Source organism: Rhodopila sp., from assembly GCF_035548235.1.
Taxonomy (GTDB): domain Bacteria; phylum Pseudomonadota; class Alphaproteobacteria; order Acetobacterales; family Acetobacteraceae; genus Rhodopila.
The window spans coordinates 1-21,711 of the sequence record NZ_DASZTJ010000294.1 but is presented as its reverse complement, the minus strand read 5'-3'; the positions used below and the strand labels follow the sequence as shown (position 1 = coordinate 21,711).

Annotated in this window: 20 protein-coding genes and 1 pseudogene; 12 read left to right on the top strand and 9 right to left on the bottom strand. The window is 67.9% G+C overall.

Annotated elements, in window-relative coordinates:
• Positions 1–62 precede the first annotated feature (62 nt).
• Together VHB27_RS23990 and VHB27_RS23985 are read left to right on the top strand one after the other, a co-directional pair.
• Positions 63–1,091 (top strand): ligase-associated DNA damage response exonuclease, encoded by a 1,029-nt coding sequence (locus tag VHB27_RS23990; RefSeq protein WP_325605395.1) that lies wholly within the window; start codon positions 63–65, stop codon positions 1,089–1,091.
• A complete protein-coding gene (locus VHB27_RS23985; protein ID WP_325605393.1) occupies positions 1,088–1,582 on the top strand; it encodes a cupin domain-containing protein in 495 nt (164 codons plus the stop codon). The genes VHB27_RS23990 and VHB27_RS23985 overlap by 4 nt, the downstream gene beginning before the upstream one ends.
• 178 nt (positions 1,583–1,760) lie before the next feature.
• On the opposite strand, the gene VHB27_RS23980 is transcribed toward VHB27_RS23985, so the two are convergent.
• Genes VHB27_RS23980 through VHB27_RS23950 form a run of 7 tightly spaced genes read right to left on the bottom strand, consistent with a single transcriptional unit; the run spans position 1,761 to position 7,269 of the window.
• Positions 1,761–2,018, bottom strand: a complete 258-nt coding sequence (locus VHB27_RS23980; protein WP_325605391.1) for a hypothetical protein — start codon at positions 2,016–2,018, stop codon at positions 1,761–1,763.
• Positions 2,015–2,431, bottom strand: coding sequence for a putative toxin-antitoxin system toxin component, PIN family (locus VHB27_RS23975; RefSeq protein WP_325605389.1), 417 nt, complete (start codon positions 2,429–2,431; stop codon positions 2,015–2,017). Before VHB27_RS23975 ends, VHB27_RS23980 begins: the two co-directional genes overlap by 4 nt.
• Before the next feature lie 42 nt (positions 2,432–2,473).
• Positions 2,474–3,466, bottom strand: coding sequence for an ABC transporter ATP-binding protein (locus tag VHB27_RS23970; protein WP_325605387.1), 993 nt, complete (start codon positions 3,464–3,466; stop codon positions 2,474–2,476).
• Positions 3,463–4,419, bottom strand: a complete 957-nt coding sequence (locus VHB27_RS23965) for an ABC transporter ATP-binding protein (RefSeq protein WP_325605385.1) — start codon at positions 4,417–4,419, stop codon at positions 3,463–3,465. Before VHB27_RS23965 ends, VHB27_RS23970 begins: the two co-directional genes overlap by 4 nt.
• Positions 4,419–5,324, bottom strand: coding sequence for an ABC transporter permease (locus VHB27_RS23960; RefSeq protein ID WP_325605383.1), 906 nt, complete (start codon positions 5,322–5,324; stop codon positions 4,419–4,421). The genes VHB27_RS23965 and VHB27_RS23960 overlap by 1 nt, the downstream gene beginning before the upstream one ends.
• A complete protein-coding gene (locus tag VHB27_RS23955; protein WP_325605381.1) occupies positions 5,324–6,295 on the bottom strand; it encodes an ABC transporter permease in 972 nt (323 codons plus the stop codon). The genes VHB27_RS23960 and VHB27_RS23955 overlap by 1 nt, the downstream gene beginning before the upstream one ends.
• Before the next feature lie 41 nt (positions 6,296–6,336).
• Entirely contained in the window at positions 6,337–7,269 is a 933-nt protein-coding gene (locus VHB27_RS23950; RefSeq protein ID WP_325605379.1) for a LysR substrate-binding domain-containing protein, read from the bottom strand.
• A 255-nt stretch (positions 7,270–7,524) separates the two neighbouring features.
• On the opposite strand from VHB27_RS23950, the gene VHB27_RS23945 reads away from it, so the two are divergent.
• From VHB27_RS23945 to VHB27_RS24840, 5 genes are all read left to right on the top strand, one after another.
• Positions 7,525–8,034, top strand: coding sequence for a DinB family protein (locus VHB27_RS23945; protein WP_325605377.1), 510 nt, complete (start codon positions 7,525–7,527; stop codon positions 8,032–8,034).
• Between the two features lie 149 nt (positions 8,035–8,183).
• Positions 8,184–9,413 carry an ABC transporter substrate-binding protein gene (locus VHB27_RS23940; RefSeq protein ID WP_325605375.1) on the top strand — a complete coding sequence of 410 codons (1,230 nt, stop codon included), beginning with the start codon at positions 8,184–8,186 and terminating at the stop codon, positions 9,411–9,413.
• Positions 9,414–9,622: 209 nt separating this feature from the next.
• Positions 9,623–10,498 carry a branched-chain amino acid ABC transporter permease gene (locus tag VHB27_RS23935; RefSeq protein WP_325605373.1) on the top strand — a complete coding sequence of 292 codons (876 nt, stop codon included), beginning with the start codon at positions 9,623–9,625 and terminating at the stop codon, positions 10,496–10,498.
• A 3-nt stretch (positions 10,499–10,501) separates the two neighbouring features.
• Positions 10,502–11,419: a branched-chain amino acid ABC transporter permease gene (locus VHB27_RS23930; RefSeq protein ID WP_325605371.1), complete on the top strand. Its 918-nt coding sequence runs from the start codon at positions 10,502–10,504 to the stop codon at positions 11,417–11,419.
• Positions 11,416–12,879, top strand: a complete 1,464-nt coding sequence (locus VHB27_RS24840; protein ID WP_325605369.1) for an ATP-binding cassette domain-containing protein — start codon at positions 11,416–11,418, stop codon at positions 12,877–12,879. The genes VHB27_RS23930 and VHB27_RS24840 overlap by 4 nt, the downstream gene beginning before the upstream one ends.
• Before the next feature lie 176 nt (positions 12,880–13,055).
• Here the strand turns inward: VHB27_RS24840 and VHB27_RS23920 are convergent, their stop codons facing one another.
• The gene (locus tag VHB27_RS23920; RefSeq protein ID WP_325605367.1) at positions 13,056–14,006 is read right to left on the bottom strand and encodes an AEC family transporter; all 951 of its coding nucleotides are present in this window, start codon (positions 14,004–14,006) and stop codon (positions 13,056–13,058) included.
• A 96-nt stretch (positions 14,007–14,102) separates the two neighbouring features.
• Here VHB27_RS23920 and VHB27_RS23915 point away from each other — a divergent pair, with 96 nt between their 5' ends.
• Positions 14,103–14,999 (top strand): LysR substrate-binding domain-containing protein, encoded by an 897-nt coding sequence (locus VHB27_RS23915; protein ID WP_325605366.1) that lies wholly within the window; start codon positions 14,103–14,105, stop codon positions 14,997–14,999.
• A 2-nt stretch (positions 15,000–15,001) separates the two neighbouring features.
• Here the strand turns inward: VHB27_RS23915 and VHB27_RS23910 are convergent, their stop codons facing one another.
• Positions 15,002–16,534, bottom strand: a complete 1,533-nt coding sequence (locus VHB27_RS23910; RefSeq protein ID WP_325605364.1) for a discoidin domain-containing protein — start codon at positions 16,532–16,534, stop codon at positions 15,002–15,004.
• Positions 16,535–16,757: 223 nt separating this feature from the next.
• Between VHB27_RS23910 and VHB27_RS23905 the strand changes: the two genes are divergently transcribed.
• From VHB27_RS23905 to VHB27_RS23890, 4 genes and pseudogenes are all read left to right on the top strand, one after another.
• Positions 16,758–18,857 (top strand): acetate--CoA ligase family protein, encoded by a 2,100-nt coding sequence (locus VHB27_RS23905; protein ID WP_325605362.1) that lies wholly within the window; start codon positions 16,758–16,760, stop codon positions 18,855–18,857.
• 180 nt (positions 18,858–19,037) lie between these two features.
• Positions 19,038–20,051: an amino acid ABC transporter substrate-binding protein gene (locus VHB27_RS23900; protein WP_325605360.1), complete on the top strand. Its 1,014-nt coding sequence runs from the start codon at positions 19,038–19,040 to the stop codon at positions 20,049–20,051.
• 9 nt (positions 20,052–20,060) lie between these two features.
• The gene (locus VHB27_RS23895; RefSeq protein WP_325605358.1) at positions 20,061–21,314 is read left to right on the top strand and encodes an MFS transporter; all 1,254 of its coding nucleotides are present in this window, start codon (positions 20,061–20,063) and stop codon (positions 21,312–21,314) included.
• Positions 21,315–21,492: 178 nt separating this feature from the next.
• Positions 21,493–21,711, top strand: a pseudogene (locus tag VHB27_RS23890) (hypothetical protein); the annotation flags it as partial.

The following is a 21,711-nucleotide window of genomic DNA, read 5'->3' as shown; positions in this document are numbered from 1 at the left end:
GTTAATGCGGCCCCGCTGCCGGACTGGTCAAACCGCCCCGGACCGCCAACATGGGAGGGGACATGCCCCATCCCGAGACCTGGCTGAAAGTCCTGCCCGGCGGCCTGTTCTGCGAGCCGGGCGGGTTCTGGATCGATCCGACCCGCCCCGTCGACCGGGCGGTCGTCACCCATGCGCATTCCGATCACGCTCGGCCGGGGCATCGGGCGGTGCTGGCGACGCCGGAGACGCTGGCGCTGATGCGGGCGCGGATGGGCGATGCGTTCGGGACCGCGCAGCCGCTGGCCTGGCACGAGCCGGTGACGATGAACGGCGTGACGGTCTGGCTCAGCCCCGCCGGGCATGTCCTGGGCAGCGCCCAGGTGGCGATGGAATATCAAGGCTCCCGCGCCGTCGTCAGCGGCGACTACAAGCGCGTCGCCGACCCAACCTGCGCCGGGTTCGAGCCGGTGGCCTGCGACGTGTTCGTCACCGAGGCGACCTTCGCGCTGCCGGTGTTCGTCCATCCGCGGCCCGAGGCGGAAATCCGCCGGCTGTTGGACAGCGTCGCACTGTTCCCGGACCGGACGCATGTCGTCGGCTGTTATTCCCTGGGCAAGTGCCAACGGCTGATCGCGTTGCTGCGCCAGGCGGGATGGGATGGGCCGATCTGGCTGCATGGCGCCCTTATCTCCATGTGCGAGGTCTACCGCGCCTGCGGGATCGAACTGGGCGACCTGCGTCCGGCGACCGCGGCGGCCAAGGCGTCGCTGGTGGGGGCGATCGTGCTGGCGCCTCCCGGCTCCATCGCCGACCGCTGGGCGCGGCGGCTGGAAGACCCGGTCGTGGCGCTCGCCTCCGGCTGGATGCGGGTGCGCCAGCGGGCGAAATCACGGGGCGTGGAACTGCCGCTTGTGATCAGCGACCATGCCGATTGGAACGAGTTGAACGCCACGCTGGACGAGGTCGGCGCGCCCGAGGTCTGGGTGACCCATGGCCGCGAGGAAGCGCTGATCCATGCCGCCGGCCAGCGCGGCATCCGCGGTCGCGCGCTGCGGCTGGTGGGATACGGGGATGAGGATGAGGGCGTGGCAGAGGAGGCTTCCGCATGACCGACCCGATGACGTTCACCTTCGCCGATGACGGGGCGATCCCGAACTCGGCGCTGCCGCTGCTGGTGTATCGCGATGCGGTGCCGGCCGACGCGGCGGCGATCGAGCGGATTTTCGCCGCCAACCGCTGGCCGCCGGCCTGGCGCAACGGCGTCTATCCGTTCCACCACTTCCACAGCGTGGCGCATGAGGTGCTGGGGGTGGCGCGTGGGGAGGTATCGGTGCTGTTCGGCGGCCCCGGCGGGCAGGTGCTGACGGTGAAGGCGGGCGACGTGGTGGTGATCCCGGCCGGGGTCGGGCACTGCAACAAGGGCCAGAGCGCCGATCTGCTGATCGTCGGCGCCTATCCGGATACCGGCCCGTCGCCGGACACGCGGCGCGGCAAGCCGGCGGAGCATGCCGAAGTGGTCGCAGCGGTGAGGCAGGTGCCGCTGCCGGGGGCCGATCCGGTGGCAGGGCTGGACGGACCGTTGGGGCGGGTTTGGGGCTAGCGGGAAAACAGGCGGAGCAGGCGTGCGATTCGGCGGGCCGTCCGTTCGGGGCGTCCGTGTATGTTCGGCAGGGTCGCCGTTGCGAAAGGTCGCATGCCAGCACCGACAGCGCCATTCAGAACGACGACCGGCGCGTTCCTATAGCGCAATGGCGGCAATCCCTTCCCCGTGGAACGGGCTAAGCCTCCGGCACCTCGTCGTCCGGCCCCGGCGGTTCGCCACCGTCCCGTGCCATGATGCGATCGAACGCGGCCATGTCGGCGCGGGCACGCCGTTCCTCGAACAATTCCGCCGTCATCATGGCCGAGACCTTCTCCGCGACGGCCACGACAACGAACTGGTTGATGCTCGTGCCGTCCTTTTTGCTGAGCCGCTCGACCGCGGCCTTTAGCGACAGCGGTAGTCGCAGCGGGTAGTTTCCGGTCTGCGTGGTCATTGCACGATCCTTCCGAGTGCGTCAGCCGGCCGCATCGACAACAGGCCGAAACGTCGAGGCACATCGCCATAGTCGCGTAGATTGAACGCAACGATCGCGTCGGCCCGCCCATTGACCGCAGCCTCGAGAACCATCTCGTCTCCCGGGTCAAGGAGCTGCGGTCGCCAATGGAAATGCACCGGCACAGGCTCGGCGAGAACCGCCAAGCCGTCGATGAACGACTGGACGTCGATGGCGGACAGTCCGGCAGCCGTACGATGAAGCGGGCGCATGCAAACCGCCTCGTACTCCAGGAGCAAAGCCGTGCTGATCAGCATAGTCCCTTGACCTTGCCGTAAAAGACGTAACAAAGCCGCCGACCCGCCTGTCGGGCTCCGCAGCGCTGCCACCACGACGTCGGTGTCAAGCACCATTCTCATATCACATATGATATCGCAAACGAGTGGGTCAAGCTCCTACCCCGTCCGCCCTTCCGCCACCGCATGGCACGCCACCAGCACGTCCCCCACCGGCGTATGCCCCGGCTTCTCCACGCGGCACCGGTCGTTCGCCAGCGGGCACCGCGGGTGGAACGGACACCCCGGCGGTGGCGCGATCGGGCTCGGCAGTTCGCCGCCGACCGCCTTGCGGGACCGGCCGATCTGCTCCAGGTCCGGGATCGCGTCCAGCAGCAGCCGCGTGTAGGGGTGCAGTGGGCGGGCGAAGATCGCCTCGGCCGGACCGCGTTCGACGATGCGGCCGAGATACATCACCCCCAGCCGGTCGGCCATGTGCCGCACCACCGCCAGGTTGTGGCTGATGAACAGGTAAGTCAGCCCCAGCCGCTGCTGCAGGTCGCGCATCAGGTTCAGGATCTGCGCCTGCACCGACACGTCCAGCGCGCTGGTCGGTTCATCGCAGACCAGGAAGTCCGGCTCGCTCGCCAGCGCCCGCGCGATGGAGATGCGCTGGCGCTGCCCGCCGGAAAATTCGTGCGGGTATTTCTCCCCGTCGCTGACCGTCAGCCCGACCTGCGCCAGCAGCGAGCCGACACGGGCCCGCGCCTCGTTGGGCCGTTCCCCCAGGCCGAACACCCGGATCGGCTCCCCAACGATATCGCGCACCCGCCAGCGCGGGTTCAAAGACGCGTAAGGGTCCTGGAAGATCATGTTCATCCGCCGCCGAGTCGCCGGTTTGGCCCGAGCGTCGGAGAGTACCTGGCCCTCGAACAGGATATCGCCCTCGGTGGGATCGTAGAGGCCGACCGCCAGGCGGGCGATCGTCGACTTGCCGCAGCCGGATTCGCCCACCAGCGCGAACGTCGTGCCTGGTTCGATATGAAACGAAACGTCGTCGACCGCACGCAGCCGCCGGCGCGGCTCGCGTGCCAGGACGCGCTGCAGCCAGGGTTTCGACACGTCGAAGTCATGGGATAGCGACACCGTCTCCAGGATGTGCCGCGTGCTCATGCGTGCAGCCAGCACGCCGCGCGCGTCGCGCCTGCGTCCATCAGGTCGGGCAGGTCGGTCCGGCAGCGGTCGAACGCCTTCGGGCAGCGCGGGTGGAAGCGGCAGCCTTGGGGCAGGGCGTCCAGCCGCGGCATCGCGCCATCGATCTGGCGCAGCCGCGCCACCCTGTGCTCCAGGGACGGGATGCTGGCCATCAGGCCCTCGGTATAAGGATGCGCGGGATGGCGGATGACGGTTTCGACCGGTCCGATCTCGGCGATGCGGCCGGCATACATCACCGCGACGCGGTTGGCGGTCTCGGCGATCACGCCCATGTCGTGGGTGATCAGCATGACCGCCGTGTGCTCGTCGCGCGTCAGGTCCTTCAGCAGCGTGATGATCTGCGCCTGGATCGACACGTCCAGCGCCGTCGTCGGCTCATCGGCGATCACCAGGGCGGGTTCGGCGCACAGCGCCAGGGCGATCACCACGCGCTGGCGCTGGCCGCCGGAGAACTCGTGCGGATAGGCATCGATCCGCTGGGCCGCGGCGGGGATGCCGACGCGATCCAGCCAGCCGATCGCGCGCTTGCGGGCATCCGCGTCCGACAGCGGCAGATGGGTCTGCATCGTCTCGGTCAACTGCCGGCCGATCGTATAGAGCGGGTTGAGCGTGGTCAGCGGGTCCTGAAAGATCATGCCGATCCGCTTGCCCCGGATGCGGCGCATCGGTTCGGCCGGCAGGTTGTCGATGCGGGTGCCATCCAGCAGGATCTGGCCGCCGGCGATATGGCCGGGACGCTCCAGCAGGCCCACGATCGACACGCCGGTCAGCGACTTGCCGGCGCCCGATTCGCCGACGACGCCCAGCACCTCGCCTTTCTCGATGCTGAACGAGACGCCGTCGAGCGCACGCAGCACGCCGCGGCGCGTGGGAAATTCGACCACCAGGTCGCGGACGTCCAGCAGCGCCATCAGCGCAGCTTCGGGTTCAGGGCGTCGCGCAGCCAGTCGCCCAGCAGGTTGATCGCCAGCACCAGCAGCACCAGCGCGAGGCCGGGGAACACCGTCACCCACCACTGGCCGCTGAACAGGTAGTCGTCGCCGAAGCGGATCAGCGTGCCGAGCGAGGGCTGCGTGGGCGGCAGGCCGACGCCCAGGAAGGACAGCGTCGCCTCGGCGATCACCGCCAGCCCCAGGCCCAGCGTGGCGATCACCAGCACGGGGCCGATGACGTTGGGCAGGACGTGGCTCAGCATGATGCGCCAGGACGGCACGCCGATCACGCGGGCGGCCATGACATAGTCCTTGTTGCGCTCGACCAGGGTGGAGCCGCGGACGGTGCGGGCGAAGTTGGGCCACAGGCTGATGCCGATGGCGAAGATGATGACGTAGATCTGCACCGCGTCGCGCAGGGTCTGCGGCAAGGCGGCGGTGATCACGCCGTCGACCAGCAAGGCGGTCAGGATCGAGGGAAACGTCAACTGGATATCGGCGACCCGCATCAGCACGGCGTCCGTCGTGCCGCCCGCATAGCCGGCGAGCAGCCCGACCCCGATGCCCACGACCATCGCGAACAGCGTGGACAGCAGCCCGACGCTCAGGCTGATGCGCATGCCGTACATGATCGCCGACAGCACGTCCCGCCCCTGGTTGTCGGTGCCAAGCAGGTTGGACCAATCCGCGCCGTCCATCCCGATCGGCGGCTTGAAACTATCCAGCAGCGACAGCGACGCCACGTCCATCGGGTTGTGCGGCGCCAGCCAGGGCGCGAACAGCGCGCCGACCGCCAGCACCAGGGCGATGAAAGCCGCCAGCATGGCGCTGGGCGAACGCCTGAAACTATATGCGAGGTCGCTGTCCCAGGCGTGCGCCAGCATCAGCGTCGCACGCGCAGGCGCGGATCGACGGCGTAGTACAGCAGGTCGACGGCCAGGTTGATGATCACGAAGACCAGCGCGATCAGCATCAGGTAGGCCGACAGCACGGGGATGTCCGCCGACGTCACGGACTGCACCAGGAGCAGGCCCATGCCGGGCCATTGGAACACCGTCTCGGTGACCAGGGAGAACGCGACGATGCCGCCGAATTGCAGGCCCATGATGGTAATGACCGGAACCAGCGTGTTCTTCAGCGCATGCCCGAAATGGATCACCCGGTTCGTCAATCCGCGTGCCCGGGCGAACTTGATATAATCCGTGCGCAGGACTTCGAGCATCTCCGCTCGGACCAGGCGCATGATCAGGGTCATCTGAAACAACCCCAGCGTGATCGCCGGCAGGATCAGCGACCTCAGGCCCGACGTCGTGGCGAATCCCGTCGTCCACCAGCGTCCCAGATGCACCACCGTGCCGCGCCCGAAACTGGGCAGCCAGCCCAGCCAGACCGAGAAGGTCAGGATCAGCAGGATGCCCAGCAGGAAGGTCGGCAGCGACACGCCCGTCAGGCTGACGGTCATGAACACCCGCGACAGCACGGTGTTGCGGTGGATGCCCGTATAGACCCCCATCGGCACGCCGATCGCGAAGGCCAGCACCGAGGCGGTGACGGCCAGTTCCAGCGTCGCCGGCAGGCGTTCGGCGATCAGGCTGCCGACCGGCTGCGCGAGGCGGTAGCTGATGCCGAAATTCCCGTGCAGCGACATCCACAGGAAATGCGCGTACTGCACGAAGAACGGCTGATCGAGTCCCAGGTCCTTGATCAGTTGCAGCCGCTGCGCCTCGGTATGGTCCTGCGGCAGCAGGATGCTGACCGGATCGCCGACATAGGCGAACAGGGCAAACGAAATGAACCCGACCACCAGAAGGACCGGGATGGCCTGCAACAGCCGAGAACCGATGAACCCGAACATCCGGTGCAACTAAGGCGGAAGCGCTGCGCGTTGTGAAGAGGTTATTTGCGCCGGGCGCGGGGTGTCACATGGACCTGCGTTGCAGGGCCCTGCGCCGACGAGGGCGGAAGACCCTCCGCGTCGCCATGATCCGGCTGCGTCTCTTGCGCCAGCCAATCGCGGAACCGCCGGATCGGGCGTTGGCGCAGCCTTTCAGGCAGCGTGACGAACCAGTGGCCTTCCCCGGTGCGGATCGGGTCGGGCGGTGCGATCTCGGTCAGCACGCCGGTCCCGACCAGGTCGGCGACCAGGTTGCGGTCGACCACCGCCGCGCCCATCCCGGCGATGGCGGCCTGCACCGCGAGCGCCCGTGTCTCCAGCGTCATCAACGGCGGCCGGTCGGACCAGCCCAGCGCGTGGGCGAGCAGGGGCCAGTCGTCGGGACGGGTGCGCCCCGCCAGCCGCGGCAGGTCGTGCGCCGGCGTGTCCGACCGCAGCAGGCGAGGATTGAGCACGACCACCGGACGCTCCGGAAACAGCAGCGTCGCCCGCAGCCCCGGCCATCCGCCGCGCCCCCAGCGGATGGCGCAGTCGAACGGTTCCGTTGCCAAGTCCACCGGCCGGGTGCCGGTCGACAGCAGCAGGTGGGTCCGTGGATGCGCCGCCTGGAAGCGGCCGAGCCGGGGCACCAGCCAGAGGGTGAGAAAACTTGACAGCGTGGAGACGCGGATATCGGCCGACGCCCGGTGTGCCTCCTGCACCGCGCCGTCGATCGTGTCGAAGGCGGCGGTCAGCCGGCGGGCCAGGTGCTCGCCCGTCTCCGTCAGCCGTCCCTTGCCGGCGAACAGGCTGACTTCCAGGGCCAGGTCGAGGTCCCGCAGCAGATGCGACACGGCCGACGGCGTGATGTTCATCGCCCTGGCCGCCCCTGCCAGGCTGCCCGCTCGGGCCGTTTCCGCGAGGGCGCGCAGCGCGCGCAAGGAGGGAGTCGGCATGAGAAAACCTCATTTTCGACGCGTGCCTTCTCATTAACCGGTTTGCCCGTTGTCGCGCCAGAGTGGGACTCGGAATAGTCGGCGCCGCCGTGGCTTGACGTGTCGCTATGGGCATCGGGAGAGGCGAATGCGTTCCCGCGTCGTGGTCGGCGCCCGTCGTGGTCGGCGCCCGTCTTGGTCGGCGTCGGTGCCGCGCGGTCGCTTCCGACGGGGACACCGCCGGTCCACACCATTCCAGCGAGGAGATGGAAACCGATGGAAGACACCATGCTCAAGGAACGCTTCGATGAACTCGCCGCCTACAACCGTTGGGCGAACGCGCGGCTCTACAAGGATGCCGCGTCGCTGTCCGACGATGTGCGCAAGCGTCCGATCGGCTTGTTCTTTTCCAGTATCCACGGGACGCTCAATCATCTGCTGGTCGCCGACTACATCTGGATGCGTCGTTTCACCGGTGACGGTCCGCAACCCGAGCGGCTGAATCAGATTTTGCATGACGATTTCGAAGAGTTGCGCGCGGCGCGTGGGAAAGAGGACGAGCGGATTTTCGATTTCGTTACATCCATTCCCGACTACCGGCGGGAAATCGCCTACCGGAACTCCACCGGCAAGACCTTCCACCAAAGGCTGGCGCCAGCCCTGACGCATTTCTTCAACCATCAAGCGCATCACAGGGGTCAAATACACGCTGGCTTGACAATTGTCGGGATACAAGAGCCGGAGTCGCTGGACCTTCTGGGATTGCAGCGTTCGATGGGGGGATGAACGGGGCGTTATCGTAACACACGCACTTTCTTCTGCGTTTCACTGCGTATTTTGTGAAAACGGGGTTGCATCGGTACTGCGTTTTGCCGCATTGACCGCGCGCGCCGCACGAATAGCGGCGGTTCATGCGGACGTAAGGAAACGTACCAATGCGACTCACGCAGACTGTTGGCGCGGCAGGCGCCGCCCTTGCCTTGGCTCTGACGGCCCACGCGGCGCAGGCCGCCGATCCGATCAAGATCGGCGTCATCGCGGAAGAGTCGGCGATTTCGGGCGTCGGCATCCCCAACGCGGCGAAGATGGCAGCAGAAGAAATCAATAAACAGGGCGGTGTGAACGGCCGTCCGATCGAGATCGTCGCCTATGACGACCACAGCTCCGCCTCCGACGCCGTGCGCGCGTTCCAGCGCGCGGCGCAGCAGGACAAGGTCTCGGCGGTGATCGCGTCCTATATCTCGGAAGTCGTGCTGGCGCTGGAGCCCTGGGCCGGCCGGCTGCACATGCCGATGATCACGCCCGGCGCCGCGAGCAACGAGATCACCAAGCGCGTTCACGACGACTACGACCACATGAAATACGTCTTCCACGGCTACCTGGCCTCCACCCAGATCGCCGACGTGGTCTGCAACGCCGCCAAGCAGTTGATGGTGGACGACCTGAAGATGAAGACCTCGGTCATCATGAGCGAGGACGCCGCCTGGACCATTCCGCTGGACGCCGAATATGAAAAATGCCTGCCCGCCGCCGGCCTGAAGGTCGTCGACCATATCCGCCTGTCGCCCGACACCACCGACTTCACGCCGATCTACAACAAGATCGAGGGTGAGAAGCCCGACGTGATCGTCACCGGCATCAGCCACGTGGGCGTGCAGCCGACCGTGCAGTGGCAGCAGCAGCAGGTGCCGATGCCGATGTACGGCGTGTCCAGCCAGGCGACCAACGCGACCTTCTGGAAGGACACCAACGGCGCGACCGACGGCGTGATCTTCAACGTGGTCGCCGCCCCGGACGTGGCGGTGACGCCGAAGACCATTCCGTTCGCCAAGGCCTATGCCGCGAAATACGGCGCCGCCCCCGGCTATGCCGCGTACCAGGCCTATGACGACGTGTTCATGTGGGCCGACGCGATCAAGCGGGCCGGCGGCACGGACCCGGACAAGATGGTCGCGGCGATGGAAAAGACCGACTATGTCGGCACCATCGGACGCATCGAGTTCCTGCCGAAGGACAATCAGTTCGCCCACGGCATGCGGATCGGTGACGGCTATATCACCGGCCTGATGGCGCAGTGGCAGAACGGCAAGCAGGTCACGATCTGGCCCGCCAAGGTCGCCACCGGCAAGATGAAGTTCCCCGCCTTCACCAAGCTGCCGCAGTGACGGGACGGCGACGCTAACCCCGGACGCATGCATCGCGCCCCGTCGTGACCGAACCAGGCTCTGCCATCCGCGACTGCCTCTCCCCCAGCACCGCGCGTCGTGGATGGCGGGTCTTCGCCCGCCATGACGGGTGAGGCGGTGGTGCATGCTTTTTGCTTACGTTGGCGCGGCCGTTGGCGCGGCCGCCAACTCCTCGACCTCGGACCGTCATGCAAGCACTTCAGATCCTGATCGACGGGTTCGCGATCAGCAGCCTCTATGCCCTGGGCGCGACCGGCTTCACGCTGATGTTCGGCGTCTCCGGCGTGCTGAACCTGTCGCATGGCGCGATCATGGTGGTCGCCGCGGTGATCGCCTGGTGGGTCGCCGGCACCTATGGCACCGGACCCTATATCGGCGGCGCGGCCGGCATCGCGGCGGCGCTGGCCTGCGCGTTCTTCACCTATCGGGTCATCGTCCGGCCGATCCAGAACTCCGGCGCCATCCCGCGCGAGGAGAAGGAGATCTTCGTCCTGACCGGCACCCTGCTGTGGGGCATCATGCTGCAGGAGGCCGTGGCCTACGTCTTCACCGACAACCCCAAGACCGTACCGCCGCTGCTCGACGGCGTGGTCAGCATCCTGGGCGTGCGCACCCCGTGGAACGAGGTGCTGACCGCCGGCGTGTCGTGGCTGGCGATCGGCCTTCTGTACCTGCTGGTCAACCGCACCCGCACCGGCAAGTCGCTGCTGGCGGCCTCGATGAACCCGCGCGGCCTGACGCTGCTGGGCTTCGAGCTGTCGCGCATCTATGTCCTGGTCTGGGCCATCTACGGCGTGCTGACCGGCATCGCCGGCGTGCTGCTGGGGGCGTTCCTGGGCGTCAGTTCCACCAACGCGGGGACGCTGACCGCCAGCGCCTTCTCGATCGTCGTGCTGGGCGGGTTGGGCAGCGTCTCCGGCTCGCTGATCGCGGCCTATGTCGTCGGCTACCTGGAGACGGTCACGGCCTATCTGGTGAACCCGTCGATCCGCACGGTGCCGGTGCTGCTGCTGCTGGTCATCGTCGTCTATGTCCGGCCGCAAGGCCTGCTGGGAAGGAGGTAAGCCATGGTCCGCTCCCGCACCTTCCTGGTCGTCGTCCCGGCGCTGGTCGTCATGGCGCTGCTGCCGCTGGGCGTCGGCGGCTACATCCTGGGCCTGCTGACGCTGGCCTATTACTACGCCGTCTTCGCGATGTCCTGGGACCTGCTGTTCGGCTTCGCGGGCGAGGTCAATTTCGGACCGAGCTTCCTGATCGGCGTAGGGGCGTATGCCGCGGCGCTGCTGAACCATTACTATAACCTGCCGATCCCGGTGTGCCTCGCCGCCGGGTCCCTGGCCGCGGTGGTCGCCGGCGTCATCCTGGCGGTGCCGGCGCTGCGGCTGACGGGTCCCTATTTCGGCCTGGTGACCCTGGTCGCGGTGCTGCTGCTGCAGAACATCCTGGTGCTGTTCTCCGGCATCACCGGCGGGGAGATCGGGCTCGACCTGCCCGACATCCTCGCGATCGACGACACCACCAACTACTACTACGCGCTGGCCTTCATGACGGTCAGCGGCGCGGTCCTGTACGGACTGTCGTGCTCGCCGGTCGGCCTCATCCTCCAAGCCAGCGGCCAGGACGCCGTCGAGGCCGCCGCGCTGGGCTTCAACGTCGCCAAGCACAAGCTGGCGGCGTTCTGCATCAGCGCGTTCTTTTCGGGCCTGGCGGGCGCGATGCTGATCTTCTACCTGGGCACCGCCTCGGTCGGGACGGTGGTCGACATCGCGGTCGGGGTGAACGTCATCATCGCCGCGGTGCTGGGCGGGCGGCGCACCATCCTCGGCGCGGCCGTCGGCTCGATCTTCCTGATCGGCGCGGGCGAGGTCCTGCGGCCGCTGGGCCAGCTCTCCACCTTCGTCGTCTCCGCCGTCGCGCTGCTGGTGATCCTGTTCTTCCCCGGCGGCTTCATGGGCCGCATCCTGCATTCCGGAGGGTCGGAATGACCGCGCTTCTGGACGTCACCGGCCTGACCAAGCGTTTCGGCGGGCTGGTCGCGGTCAAGGACATCGACCTGGCCGTCAGCGCGGGGGAGATCGTCGGGCTGATCGGGCCGAACGGGTCCGGCAAGTCCACCGTGATGAAGTGCATCATGGGGATCGAGCGGCCCAATGCCGGCTCCGTGCGGATCGACGGCACCGAGGTCGCGGGCTGGCCCACCCACCGCATCGCCCGCCTGGGCGTCGGGCTGGTGTTCCAGCACAGCCACCCGCTGCACCGGCAGACGATCCTGGAGCACATCAAGCTCGCGCTGCTGCCCGACAACCTGCTGATGCTGGCGACCGACCACGGCGTCACCCGCCGGGCGGAGGAGATCGCGGCGCGGGTGGGACTGGCGCAGGTGGTGAACCGCCTGCCGCGCACGCTGCCCTTCGCCGACCTGCGCCGGCTGGAGCTGGCGAAGGCGATCGCCCGCAACCCCAAGGTGCTGCTGGTGGATGAGCCGTTCGCCGGGCTGACGGCGGCGGAGGTCGCCGACTTCTCCGACCTGATCGCGAGTTTCCGCGCGGACGGGCACGCGGTGCTGCTGGTGGACCACAACGTGAAGGGCGTGGCCGCGCTGGTCGACCGGGTGAAGGCGATGTACCTGGGCGAGCACGTCGCGGAAGGCTCCGCCGAAGAGGTGATGTCCAACGAAACCGTCCGCCGCGTCTACCTGGGCGGAAAGATCGAGACGGCGGCGCGGCCCGAGCGGGAAGGGAAGGGACGGACTCCGCTGCTGAACGTGCGGGGGATCGGCGTGCTGTACGGCAAGGCGACGGCGCTGGAGGACGTCTCGATCCATGTGGGCGAGGGCGAGTTCGTTTCGGTCGTCGGGTTGAACGGCGCGGGGAAGACGACGCTGTTCAATGCGATCTCCGGCCTGGTGCCGTATTCCGGGACGGTGGAATGGAAAGGCGAACCGCTGAAGGGGATGACGGCGGGCGGGATCGCGCGGGCGGGCATCGTGCAGTGCCCGGAGACGCGGGAACTGTTCGGCGACATGTCGGTGCGGGAGAACCTGGAACTGGGCGGCCAGCATTTGACGGTGGGCGACGCGGCAACCCAGTTGGACTGGCTGTTCGGGCTGTTCCCCCGGCTGAAGGAACGCGTGCGCCAGGCCGCGCGCACCCTGTCCGGCGGCGAGCAGCAGATGCTGGCGATCGCGCGGGCGCTGATGATGCGGCCCAAGCTGCTGGTGCTGGACGAGCCGACGCTGGGGCTGGCGCCGGTGATCCTGGAGCAGTTGTCGAAGGCGATGGAGACGCTGCGCCAGACGACGGATATCACCGTGCTGCTGGGCGAGCAGAACGTGACGTTCGCGCTGCCGCATGCGGACCGGGTGTATGTGCTGGAGCACAGCCGGGTGGTGTGGGAAGGCGATCCGGCCCGGTTCGCGGCGGAGGCCGGGGCGGGGTTGTTGTAGGGGGCGTAGCCGGGCCTGGCGCGCGAACATCTCGAAGTCCGCTTCGTCCGAGGCCGATAGAGTCCGCCAAGACTATGGCCGGGAGCGTCAGTCTGATGGAACGAGGCGATATGCCGGACGCCAGCGCGCCTGTTCGATGTTCTGAAGGGTGACGCAATGAAGGCCGGCCGGTGCCGCTACCCCGCCACCCCCAGATACCCCGTGATCGTAACCACCGAAACCACCGTCGACCCCAGCACCACCCGGCCCGTCACCCCGGCCTCCCGCCGGTAGAACTCCGCCAGCATGAACGGTCCCGTCCCGGTCGGCAGCGCCGCCAGCAGCACCGCCGCATGCGTCAGCAGCGGCGGCAGTTGGAACACCAGCGCCGCCAGCACCCACGCGACCACCGGCTGCAGCACCAGCTTGAACCCGACCAGCAGCGCCGACACCCCGAAATCCCGCCGCGACGCCGCATCCCTCGCAGCCGGCCGCTCGGCCGCCAGGAACAGGCCCAGCGCCACCAGCGCGCAAGGCGACGCCGCGCCGCCCAGCAGCTTCAGGAAACTCTCCACCGGCGCCGGCACGGCCAGGCCGCACACGGGCACCAACGCCCCCAGCACCGGCGCCACCAGCAGCGGGTTGCGCAGCAGCGACCCCCCGACCTTCGCCACCAGGTGCCGCCGCCGCTTCTCGGTCTGCAGCCCGATCTCGATCAGCACGACCGCGATCCCGAACAGCACGCAGACCGTGATGATCGTCGCGATCAGCGTGGGCGCCAGCGCCGCCCGCCCCAGCGCCACCAGCGTCAGCGGGAAGCCCACGAACCCGACATTCGCATACCCCGCGTTCAACCCGTCGATCACCGCGTCGACGAAGTGCCGAGGCCGCAGCAGCGGCAGCCACAGCGTCAGCAGGAACATCGCCGCCGCGCTCAGCCCGAACGCCGCGACGAACCCCGGCTGCCACACATCCGCCAGCCGCGCATGGGCGATGACGTCGAACAGCAGCGCCGGCAGCGCCAGATAGATCACGAACCGGTTCAACTCGGTCGTGGCGTGCGGCCCCAGCACGCCCAGACGGCGCACCAGCCAGCCGGCGAAGATCAGGCCGAAGATCGGCAGGACGATCAGCAGGGGCGACAGCATGGGAGGGATCTCGTCAAAAACCTGCCCTAGCCGTAGCGCCGCGCTTCGATATAATCCAATGCCGATTTCTGCCCTTATCAATACCTTTTCGGTATCATGATCGACATCCGCCAGATGCGCTACTTCGTCGCCCTCGCCGAGACCCTGCATTTCGGCAAGGCCGCCGAACGCCTGCACCTCAGCCAGCCGCCGCTCAGCCGCCAGATCGCCGCCCTGGAAAAGGACCTCGGCGTCCGGCTGCTGGAACGGCATTCGCGCCAGGCCGCGCTGACCCATGCCGGCCAGCGTTTCCTGGAAGACTCGAGATCCGTCCTCGCCGCGTTCGAGCAGGCCTGCCGCAACGCCCGCCTCGCCGACCTGGGGGAAATGGGCGAGCTCTCGATCGGCTTCATGATGCACGCCGCCTACACCGTCGTGCCCGCCCTCGCGCGGCGGTTCATGACGGCGTTCCCGAAGGTGAGCCTGATGCTGAAGGAGGTGGTGCCAAGCTCGTTGCCGGACGACGTGCTGGCGGGCCGGTTCGATGCGGGGATCATGTTCTACCCCGGTCCGATCCGCGGGCTGGAGACGCGGGTGATCCACAGCGAGCATCTGTGCCTCGCCGTCCATCCCGACCACGCGCTGGCGCGGCGGCAGACGGTGGCGGCTCGGGACCTGGCGGACCAGCCGCTGATCGCCACGCCGGTGGAGGTCGCGCCGATGCTGCGTGCGTCCATCGCCGACTACTGCCGGGCGGCGGGCTTCGCCCCGACGATCCGGCTGGAGGCGCAGTTGCAGCAGACCATCGTCAGCCTCGTCGCCGAGGAACTGGGCGTCGCCCTGGTGCCGCAATCGATGCGGAAACTGGGCGTGGCCGGCGTGACGTTCCGCGACCTGATCGACGCGCCGCCGGTCGAGCAGGTCGTCGCCTGGAAGGACGGGAACCGCAATCCGGCGCTGCGTCCGTTCCTGCGGATGGCGGGCGCGGAGGGGGGCGGAGACGAGGCCGGCTGATGTCAGCCTGCGGGTAGAAGGGTTCCGAAGACCTGGACCTCAACCAGGTGGAGGAACGAGGTCCGTTGCACCTGCAACCGAACGAACCGCGTGGTCCGCGCCCCGGTCGGCCGCCACGTGAGCGGCTTTCCGTCCGCTCCGCCGATCCAGGCATCCGGTTCCGTCGTATACACGGTCGTCCAGGCGCGTCCATCGCTTGAAAACTGGATGGCAAGCGGTGCGGCGCGGGCCGTCAGCACGGGATGATCGACCCTGTTGTAGACCACGACCGCTTCGATCGAGGCCAGGCCTGCAAGTTCCACCTGCCACCAGGGCTTGTCCTCTTGGCTGGTGTGGAAGGCGAACGGTTCGAGGAGGTTGCCGTCCACCGCCCCGGCGGAATCCCGCTCGACCGTGGGCGCGCGCGAGTAGGGAGACACCGAGCTCTGCGACGTCGGCCGGTTGAAGGCGAGGTTCTCGCCGGCGAATGCCAGGTCCGGTGGAGGCGTTGCGTCGTGCCGGCGGGAAGGCCCGGGCTGGTAGCCGCGAAGGTGACCGACGGTCTCGTAATGATGCTGGACGTCTTCGTACCAGCCTTCGGCGATCTCCTGCGCTGCCTTGGGATATTGCCTGACGTACCAGCGCCAGTCGACGTCCGGGCGGCGGACGGCGGACCCTGTCCTGACGAAGGGACGATTGTTGACGATGTAAGCAATCTGCTCGTGGGGCAGGTACGTCCAGACGACGCCAACCTCCTTGTAGTAGCGGAGCGTCTCTTCCTGCGGCATGCCGTAGCACAGCGGGAACAGGTAGAACTTCCAGCGCGGGTCGCCCGTCGCCACCAGGTTGATCTCGGGTTCGTGGCAGGGGTTGTAGAAGCCAAGCAGCGGTTGATGGATCGTAACGGCATCCGACAGCCAGGACGCCAGCCAGGAAAACGTGCTGACGCTGGGGATGACGTGGCGGGCGGAGCGGATCATGTGGAAGTCCCGGATCGCGCCCTGGCTGGGGATGAAGCGCGCGTTCGGGAACGTGCGTCGCAGTTCGGTGCAGAACGGGCCGTCGTCGAGCTGGCCCATGATGACGGGCGACAGGCCGGTCTGGCGGACGATGTCCTGGTAGAAGGGGATCGGGACCAGCGGGTAATGGTAAATCCCCTGGAGAATCTCGCCCCCGCGGACATTGATGACCAATTCCCCTGCCTGGAAGGTCGGAAGATCGGTCAGGTCCGTGGCGTCGGGTCGGAACACCGATCGATAAGCGGCCGGACCATCATAGAACCGGACGTCCTGAAGGTAATCCTGGAGCACGACGCCCCCGATATCGCCCTGTCGCATGCGTTCGGAGAGGATGGCCAGGTCGAACTTCCTGGCCGTGTCGACCAGCAGCAATCCCTTGGTACGGGCCGAGGCGGGGACGTTGAGGGTCCATTCCGGCAACGCGACCTGCTCGATGACGGAACCGGGGACGAGCTGCCGCAGCCGCAACGCTGCCATGTATTGCAGCATCCGGTTGCCGAGGTTGCCTCGTGGGACAATGCGAATCAGCGGACCCATCGCGCGAGCACCCGTGTTCCGATGTTGGGACGGCGGATCGAGCCTATACCGTCTGCCCCGGACTTGTCGCATCGATCATTGGCTGGCCGGCCGATCTTCGCCGCGCCTGCGCCAGCCAAGGCGATCCGATATCGGAACAAATATGCGAGGGGCGGCAGATGTTGCCACACCCGTATCTCCGCCTCACTATGACGCCCTCGAAGAAGATACCCGGGAATCGTCCATGTCCAATTTCGCCGGCCTCACGCCGCTGCTTGCTCCCAAGACCATCGCCGTCCTCGGCGCGTCGTCCGATCCGACGCGCATCGGCGGCCGGCCCATCGCCTATATGCTGGCGCAGAAATTCCCCGGCACGCTCTATCCGGTGAACCCGAACCGGGCGGAGGTCCAGGGGCTGAAGGCCTACCCGACGGTGGCCGACCTGCCGGAGACGCCGGACGTCGCGATCGTCGCCGTCCCGTCGGAGCTGGCGCCGCAGGCGATCGCCGACCTGGGCGCCAAGGGCTGCAAGGGCGTCATCATGTTCACCGCCGGCTTCGCCGAGGTCGACGACGCGGGCGCCGCGGTCCAGGCCGGGATGGTGGAGACGGCACGCCGCCACGGCATGCGCCTGCTGGGTCCCAACTGCCTGGGCGTGTTCGACGCCGGCCGGTCGTACTACGCGACCTTCTCCTCGTCGTTCGATTCCGGCTGGCCGGTGCCGGGGCGCATCGGCATCGCCTCGCAGTCCGGCGCCTACGGCACGCATCTCTATACGCTCGCCCGCAACCGCCATATCGGCGCCAGCCTGTGCGTGATGACGGGCAACGAGGCGGACGTGACGGTCGGCGAATGCATCGGCTGGCTGGCGGAGAACCCCGAGGTCGACGTCATCGCGGTCTATGCCGAGGGCATCCGTGAATCGAAGACCCTGATCGCCGCGCTGCAAGCCGCTCGGGCGGCACGCAAGCCGGTGGTGATGCAGAAGGTCGGCCGCAGCGAGCTGGGCGGGAAGGCGGCGAAGTCGCACACCGCTTCGATCGCCGGCGACGACGCGGTGACCGAAGCCGTGATGAAGGAGTTCGGGGTCTACCGTGCTCGCAATTCCGAAGAAATGTTGGACATCGCCCACACGGCGACGCGCCGGATCTATCCGGTGTCGAACACGCTGGGGGTCATCACCGTCTCGGGCGGCGCGGGCGTGCTGATCAGCGACGTGGCCGACAGCCTGGGCCTGCCGATGCCGGAAATGCCCCAGGCGGCGCAGGACAAGCTGCGCGCGCTGGTGCCGTTCTGCGGGCCGCGCAACCCGGTGGACGCGACGGCGCAGGTGTCCAACAACGTCGAGCTGGTCAAGACCTTCATGGACACGATGGTCGTGGAGGGCCGCTACGCCTCGGTGCTGGGCTTCTTCAGCATGACCGCGTCATCCCGCCGCTGGCCGAAGATCAAGGAGCAGTTGGACCGCACCAAGGCGGAGAACCCCGGCCGGCTCTACGCCCTGTCGGTCATCGTCCCGCCCGAGCGGCGCGACGAGTTGGAGGCCGATGGCTGGGTGGTGCATGAGGATCCGACCAGAGCGGTGACGGCCATCGAGGCGATGGGGCGGTTCGGGGCGGCGTTCGCGGCACCGAAGCCCGCGTCCGCGCCGTCCGTGCCGCCGGTGGTGCTGCCGCACGCGACGCCGTCCGAAGCCGAAGCCAAGCGCCTGCTGGCCGCGGCCGGCATCGCCTCGGCCCCCGAGGCGGCCTGCGCCACCGCCGATGAGGCGGTCGCCGCCGCCGAACGCTTCGGCTACCCGGTGGTGATGAAGATCCTGTCCCCGGACATCCTGCACAAGTCCGAGATCGGCGGCGTGCTGCTGGACGTCGCCGGCGCGCCGGCCGTGCTGTCCGGCTTCACCACCCTGCTGGACCGCGCCCGCGCCGCGGCGCCCAACGCGCGGATCGAGGGCGTGCTGGTCGCCAAGCAGCTCAAGGGCGGGGTGGAGTGCATCCTGGGCATCCACCGCGACCCGGTGTTCGGTCCGATGGCGATGTTCGGGCTGGGCGGGATCTTCGTGGAGGTCCTGAAGGACGTCGTCTTCCGCCGCTGCCCGTTCGGACCGGACGTGGCCGAGACGATGATCCGCTCCATCAAGGGCGCGCCGCTGCTGGAAGGCGCGCGCGGCCGTCCGAAGGCGGACATCAAGGCCCTGGCCGAGATGCTGTCCCGCCTGTCCGCCTTCGCCGCGGCGGCCGGCGACCGGCTGCAGTCGGTCGACCTGAACCCGGTCTTCGCCATGCCGGAGGGGCAGGGGGCGTTCGCCGTCGACGCGGTGATCGAGGTCGCCGGCGGGCACTGAGCGGCGCGGCGGCCGCCCACCCCCGTCATGGCCCTGCTTGGCCGGGCCATGAGAGGGCGCCGCGACAGGGCGCCGTGACGGGGCGCCATAACGGGGCGCCATAACGGGAAGGGACGGCAAAACCTCTTGGCCTGCGCCCGGCGTTCCGCCAACATGGCCTCATAACATTAAGGAACGTCCATGTTCAGACGCTTGCTCCTGGCCGCGGCGCTGCTGCTGGCCATGTCGGCGGCCCACGCCGCCACGCTCGATACCGTCCGGCAGAAGGGGTATGTCGCCTGCGGCGTCAATGTCGGCCTGGGCGGGTTCTCGATGCCCGACAGCAAGGGGGTCTGGCGCGGCCTCGACGTGGACGATTGCCGTGCCGTGGCCGCGGCGGTGTTCGGCGACGCCCAGAAGGTCCGCTATGTCCCCACCACCGGCACCAGCCGGTTCGCCGCCCTGCAGTCGGGCGAGATCGACATCCTGTCGCGCAACACGACCCACACTTTCCTGCGCGACGTCACCATCGGGCTGCGCATGGTGATGGTGAACTTCTACGACGGACAGGGGTTCCTGGTGCGCAAGGACGCCAAGGTGCAGCACCTGCCGGACCTCGCGGGCGGCACGATCTGCATGCTGCAGGGCTCGACGCACGAACTGAACCTCGCCGACTGGATGAAGCAGCATGATATCGAGTTCCACATCGTCCTGCTCGATACGACCGACGTGCTGATCAAGACCATGCTGTCCGGCCGTTGCGATGCCGCATCGTCGGACAGTTCCAACCTCGCATCGATCCGCGGCGCCGGCGTCCCCAACCCCGACGACTTCGTCATCCTCTCCGACCGCATCAGCAAGGAGCCGCTCGGCCCGATGGTCCGCAGGGCGGATGATCAGTGGCTGGACGTGGTGCGCTGGTCGATGATGGCGATGCTGGAGGCCGAGGAGCATGGCGTCACCTCCCGGAACGTCGACGCCATGCTGGCCGACAGCGCCGATCCCGCCGTGCAGCGCCTGCTGGGCAAGACGGGCGATTTCGGCAAGCTGATGGGGCTGGACAACGCCTGGGCGTTCAACATCGTCAAGCAGGTCGGCAATTACGGCGAATCCTATGAGCGCAACGTCGGCATGGGCAGTTCGCTGAAGCTGGAGCGCGGCAACAACGCGCTGTGGAGCAAGGGCGGGCTGATGTATCCGATCCCGTTCCGATAGGCGCCCGCCGTGAACCAACCGGGGCGCAACAGCCGCTCCGAGATCCTGGCACCGTTCGCGGTCCGCAGCTTCCGGTTCCAGTGGCCGGCGGACCTGCTGACGTCCTGGGGGATCGAGATGGAGGTGCTGATCCTGGGCTGGTACATCCTGACCGCCACGGGATCGGTGCTGCTGCTGACGATCTACGGATCGCTGCAGTATGCCGGCACGCTGATCGCGCCGATGTTCGGCCTTGCCGGAGACAGGTTCGGGCACCGTAACGTGTTGTGCGTGATGCGCGCGATCTATGCGGCGCTGTCCACCGCGATCACGCTGATGGCGCTGGCGCATGTGCTGACCCCGGTTGCCGCGCTGGTCATCGCCGGCGTGAACGGTCTCGTCCGGCCGTCCGATCTTGCGATGCGCAATGCGCTCGTTGCCGAAACGATGCCCGGAGACCGGCTGATGGCCGCCATGGGCGTGGCGCGCACCACGTCGGACTCCGCGCGCGTCGTCGGCCCGCTGGCCGGTGCCCTGCTGGTGACGGCGGCAGGGTTGCCGTTCGCCTATGCCGTGGTGACGGTCTTCTATGCGATCGGCTGCCTTCTGACCCTTGGCGTGGGCGCCCCGTACGCGGCCGCCACCCGGCTGGCCAGCCTGTCGATCTGGCGCGACCTGCGGGAGGGCGTGGCCTATGTCTGGGACACGCCCGAATCGCTGGCCGCGATGTGGCTCGCCTTCCTGGTCAACATGACCGCCTATCCGCTCACGCTGGGGCTGCTGCCCTATGTCGCGCGCGACGTCTACCATGTGGGACAGACCGGCCTCGGAACGTTGACCGCCAGCTTCGCGATCGGCTCGCTGGCCGGTTCCGTCCTGATCAGCGTCATCGGCCGTTCGATCCGGCCGGCGCGGATGATGGTCACGTTCAGTTTCGTCTGGTACGTGATGCTGCTGGTGTTCGTCCACATGCCCGGAATCAACGCGGGACGGGTGACGCTGGTGCTGGCGGGGCTGGCGCAGAGCCTGTCGATGACGCCCATGGCGGTGATGCTGCTGCACGGCGCCGGGGCCAAGTTCCGCGGCCGCGTGATGGGCGTGCGCATGCTGGCGATCTACGGCCTGCCGCTGGGCTTGCTGGCGGCGGGTTCGTTGATCCCCCGATTCGGTTTCGATGCCACCGCATCGGCCTATTGCGTTGCCGGCGGATTGCTGACGATCGGCATCGGCGTGCGGTGGCGCGGGGCACTCTGGCCGCTTTCGGCGCCGGCGAATACGCGGTGATAACCGGCTGATAGAAGACGATAATGGGCCGAGGGATGCCGCGATAACCAAAACGTCATTCTCTCCGCCGCGGCGGGGCCGCAATCCGGTCATCTTCGCCGCCTATATTGCGTCCAGATGAAACGCGGAGTCCGGTACGGGCGCGCCGCTTTCGAAGGAGTGTAAAGGAATGTCGCCGTTGAAGTCGCTTTTCGTCGCCGTGCCAGTGGCCGTGGGCCTGCTGGCCGCGCCGGCCGCGCAGGCGCAATGGCACGGCGGTCCTGGCGGGCCGCACGGTGGTTACCGCGGGCCGCCCCCGCGTGGTCAATGGCATGGCGGCGGCGATTGGCACCACCATGACCATGACGGCGGGAACGGTGGCGCCATCGCCGGGGCGATCCTGGGCCTGGGCGCGGCC

Excerpts from the sequence above, each read along its gene's own strand:
- VHB27_RS23910 (WP_325605364.1), bottom strand. The coding sequence starts at position 16,534 with ATGGGTCCGCTGATTCGCATTGTCCCACGAGGCAACCTCGGCAACCGG.
- VHB27_RS23985 (WP_325605393.1), top strand. The coding sequence starts at position 1,088 with ATGACCGACCCGATGACGTTCACCTTCGCCGATGACGGGGCGATCCCG.
- VHB27_RS23940 (WP_325605375.1), top strand. The coding sequence starts at position 8,184 with ATGCGACTCACGCAGACTGTTGGCGCGGCAGGCGCCGCCCTTGCCTTG.
- VHB27_RS23970 (WP_325605387.1), bottom strand. The coding sequence starts at position 3,466 with ATGAGCACGCGGCACATCCTGGAGACGGTGTCGCTATCCCATGACTTC.
- VHB27_RS23950 (WP_325605379.1), bottom strand. The coding sequence starts at position 7,269 with ATGCCGACTCCCTCCTTGCGCGCGCTGCGCGCCCTCGCGGAAACGGCC.
- VHB27_RS23945 (WP_325605377.1), top strand. The coding sequence starts at position 7,525 with ATGGAAGACACCATGCTCAAGGAACGCTTCGATGAACTCGCCGCCTAC.
- VHB27_RS23955 (WP_325605381.1), bottom strand. The coding sequence starts at position 6,295 with ATGTTCGGGTTCATCGGTTCTCGGCTGTTGCAGGCCATCCCGGTCCTT.
- VHB27_RS23900 (WP_325605360.1), top strand. The coding sequence starts at position 19,038 with ATGTTCAGACGCTTGCTCCTGGCCGCGGCGCTGCTGCTGGCCATGTCG.
- VHB27_RS23930 (WP_325605371.1), top strand. The coding sequence starts at position 10,502 with ATGGTCCGCTCCCGCACCTTCCTGGTCGTCGTCCCGGCGCTGGTCGTC.
- VHB27_RS23990 (WP_325605395.1), top strand. The coding sequence starts at position 63 with ATGCCCCATCCCGAGACCTGGCTGAAAGTCCTGCCCGGCGGCCTGTTC.
- VHB27_RS23975 (WP_325605389.1), bottom strand. The coding sequence starts at position 2,431 with ATGGTGCTTGACACCGACGTCGTGGTGGCAGCGCTGCGGAGCCCGACA.
- VHB27_RS23960 (WP_325605383.1), bottom strand. The coding sequence starts at position 5,324 with ATGCTGGCGCACGCCTGGGACAGCGACCTCGCATATAGTTTCAGGCGT.
- VHB27_RS23980 (WP_325605391.1), bottom strand. The coding sequence starts at position 2,018 with ATGACCACGCAGACCGGAAACTACCCGCTGCGACTACCGCTGTCGCTA.
- VHB27_RS24840 (WP_325605369.1), top strand. The coding sequence starts at position 11,416 with ATGACCGCGCTTCTGGACGTCACCGGCCTGACCAAGCGTTTCGGCGGG.
- VHB27_RS23915 (WP_325605366.1), top strand. The coding sequence starts at position 14,103 with ATGATCGACATCCGCCAGATGCGCTACTTCGTCGCCCTCGCCGAGACC.
- VHB27_RS23920 (WP_325605367.1), bottom strand. The coding sequence starts at position 14,006 with ATGCTGTCGCCCCTGCTGATCGTCCTGCCGATCTTCGGCCTGATCTTC.
- VHB27_RS23935 (WP_325605373.1), top strand. The coding sequence starts at position 9,623 with ATGCAAGCACTTCAGATCCTGATCGACGGGTTCGCGATCAGCAGCCTC.
- VHB27_RS23965 (WP_325605385.1), bottom strand. The coding sequence starts at position 4,419 with ATGGCGCTGCTGGACGTCCGCGACCTGGTGGTCGAATTTCCCACGCGC.
- VHB27_RS23905 (WP_325605362.1), top strand. The coding sequence starts at position 16,758 with ATGTCCAATTTCGCCGGCCTCACGCCGCTGCTTGCTCCCAAGACCATC.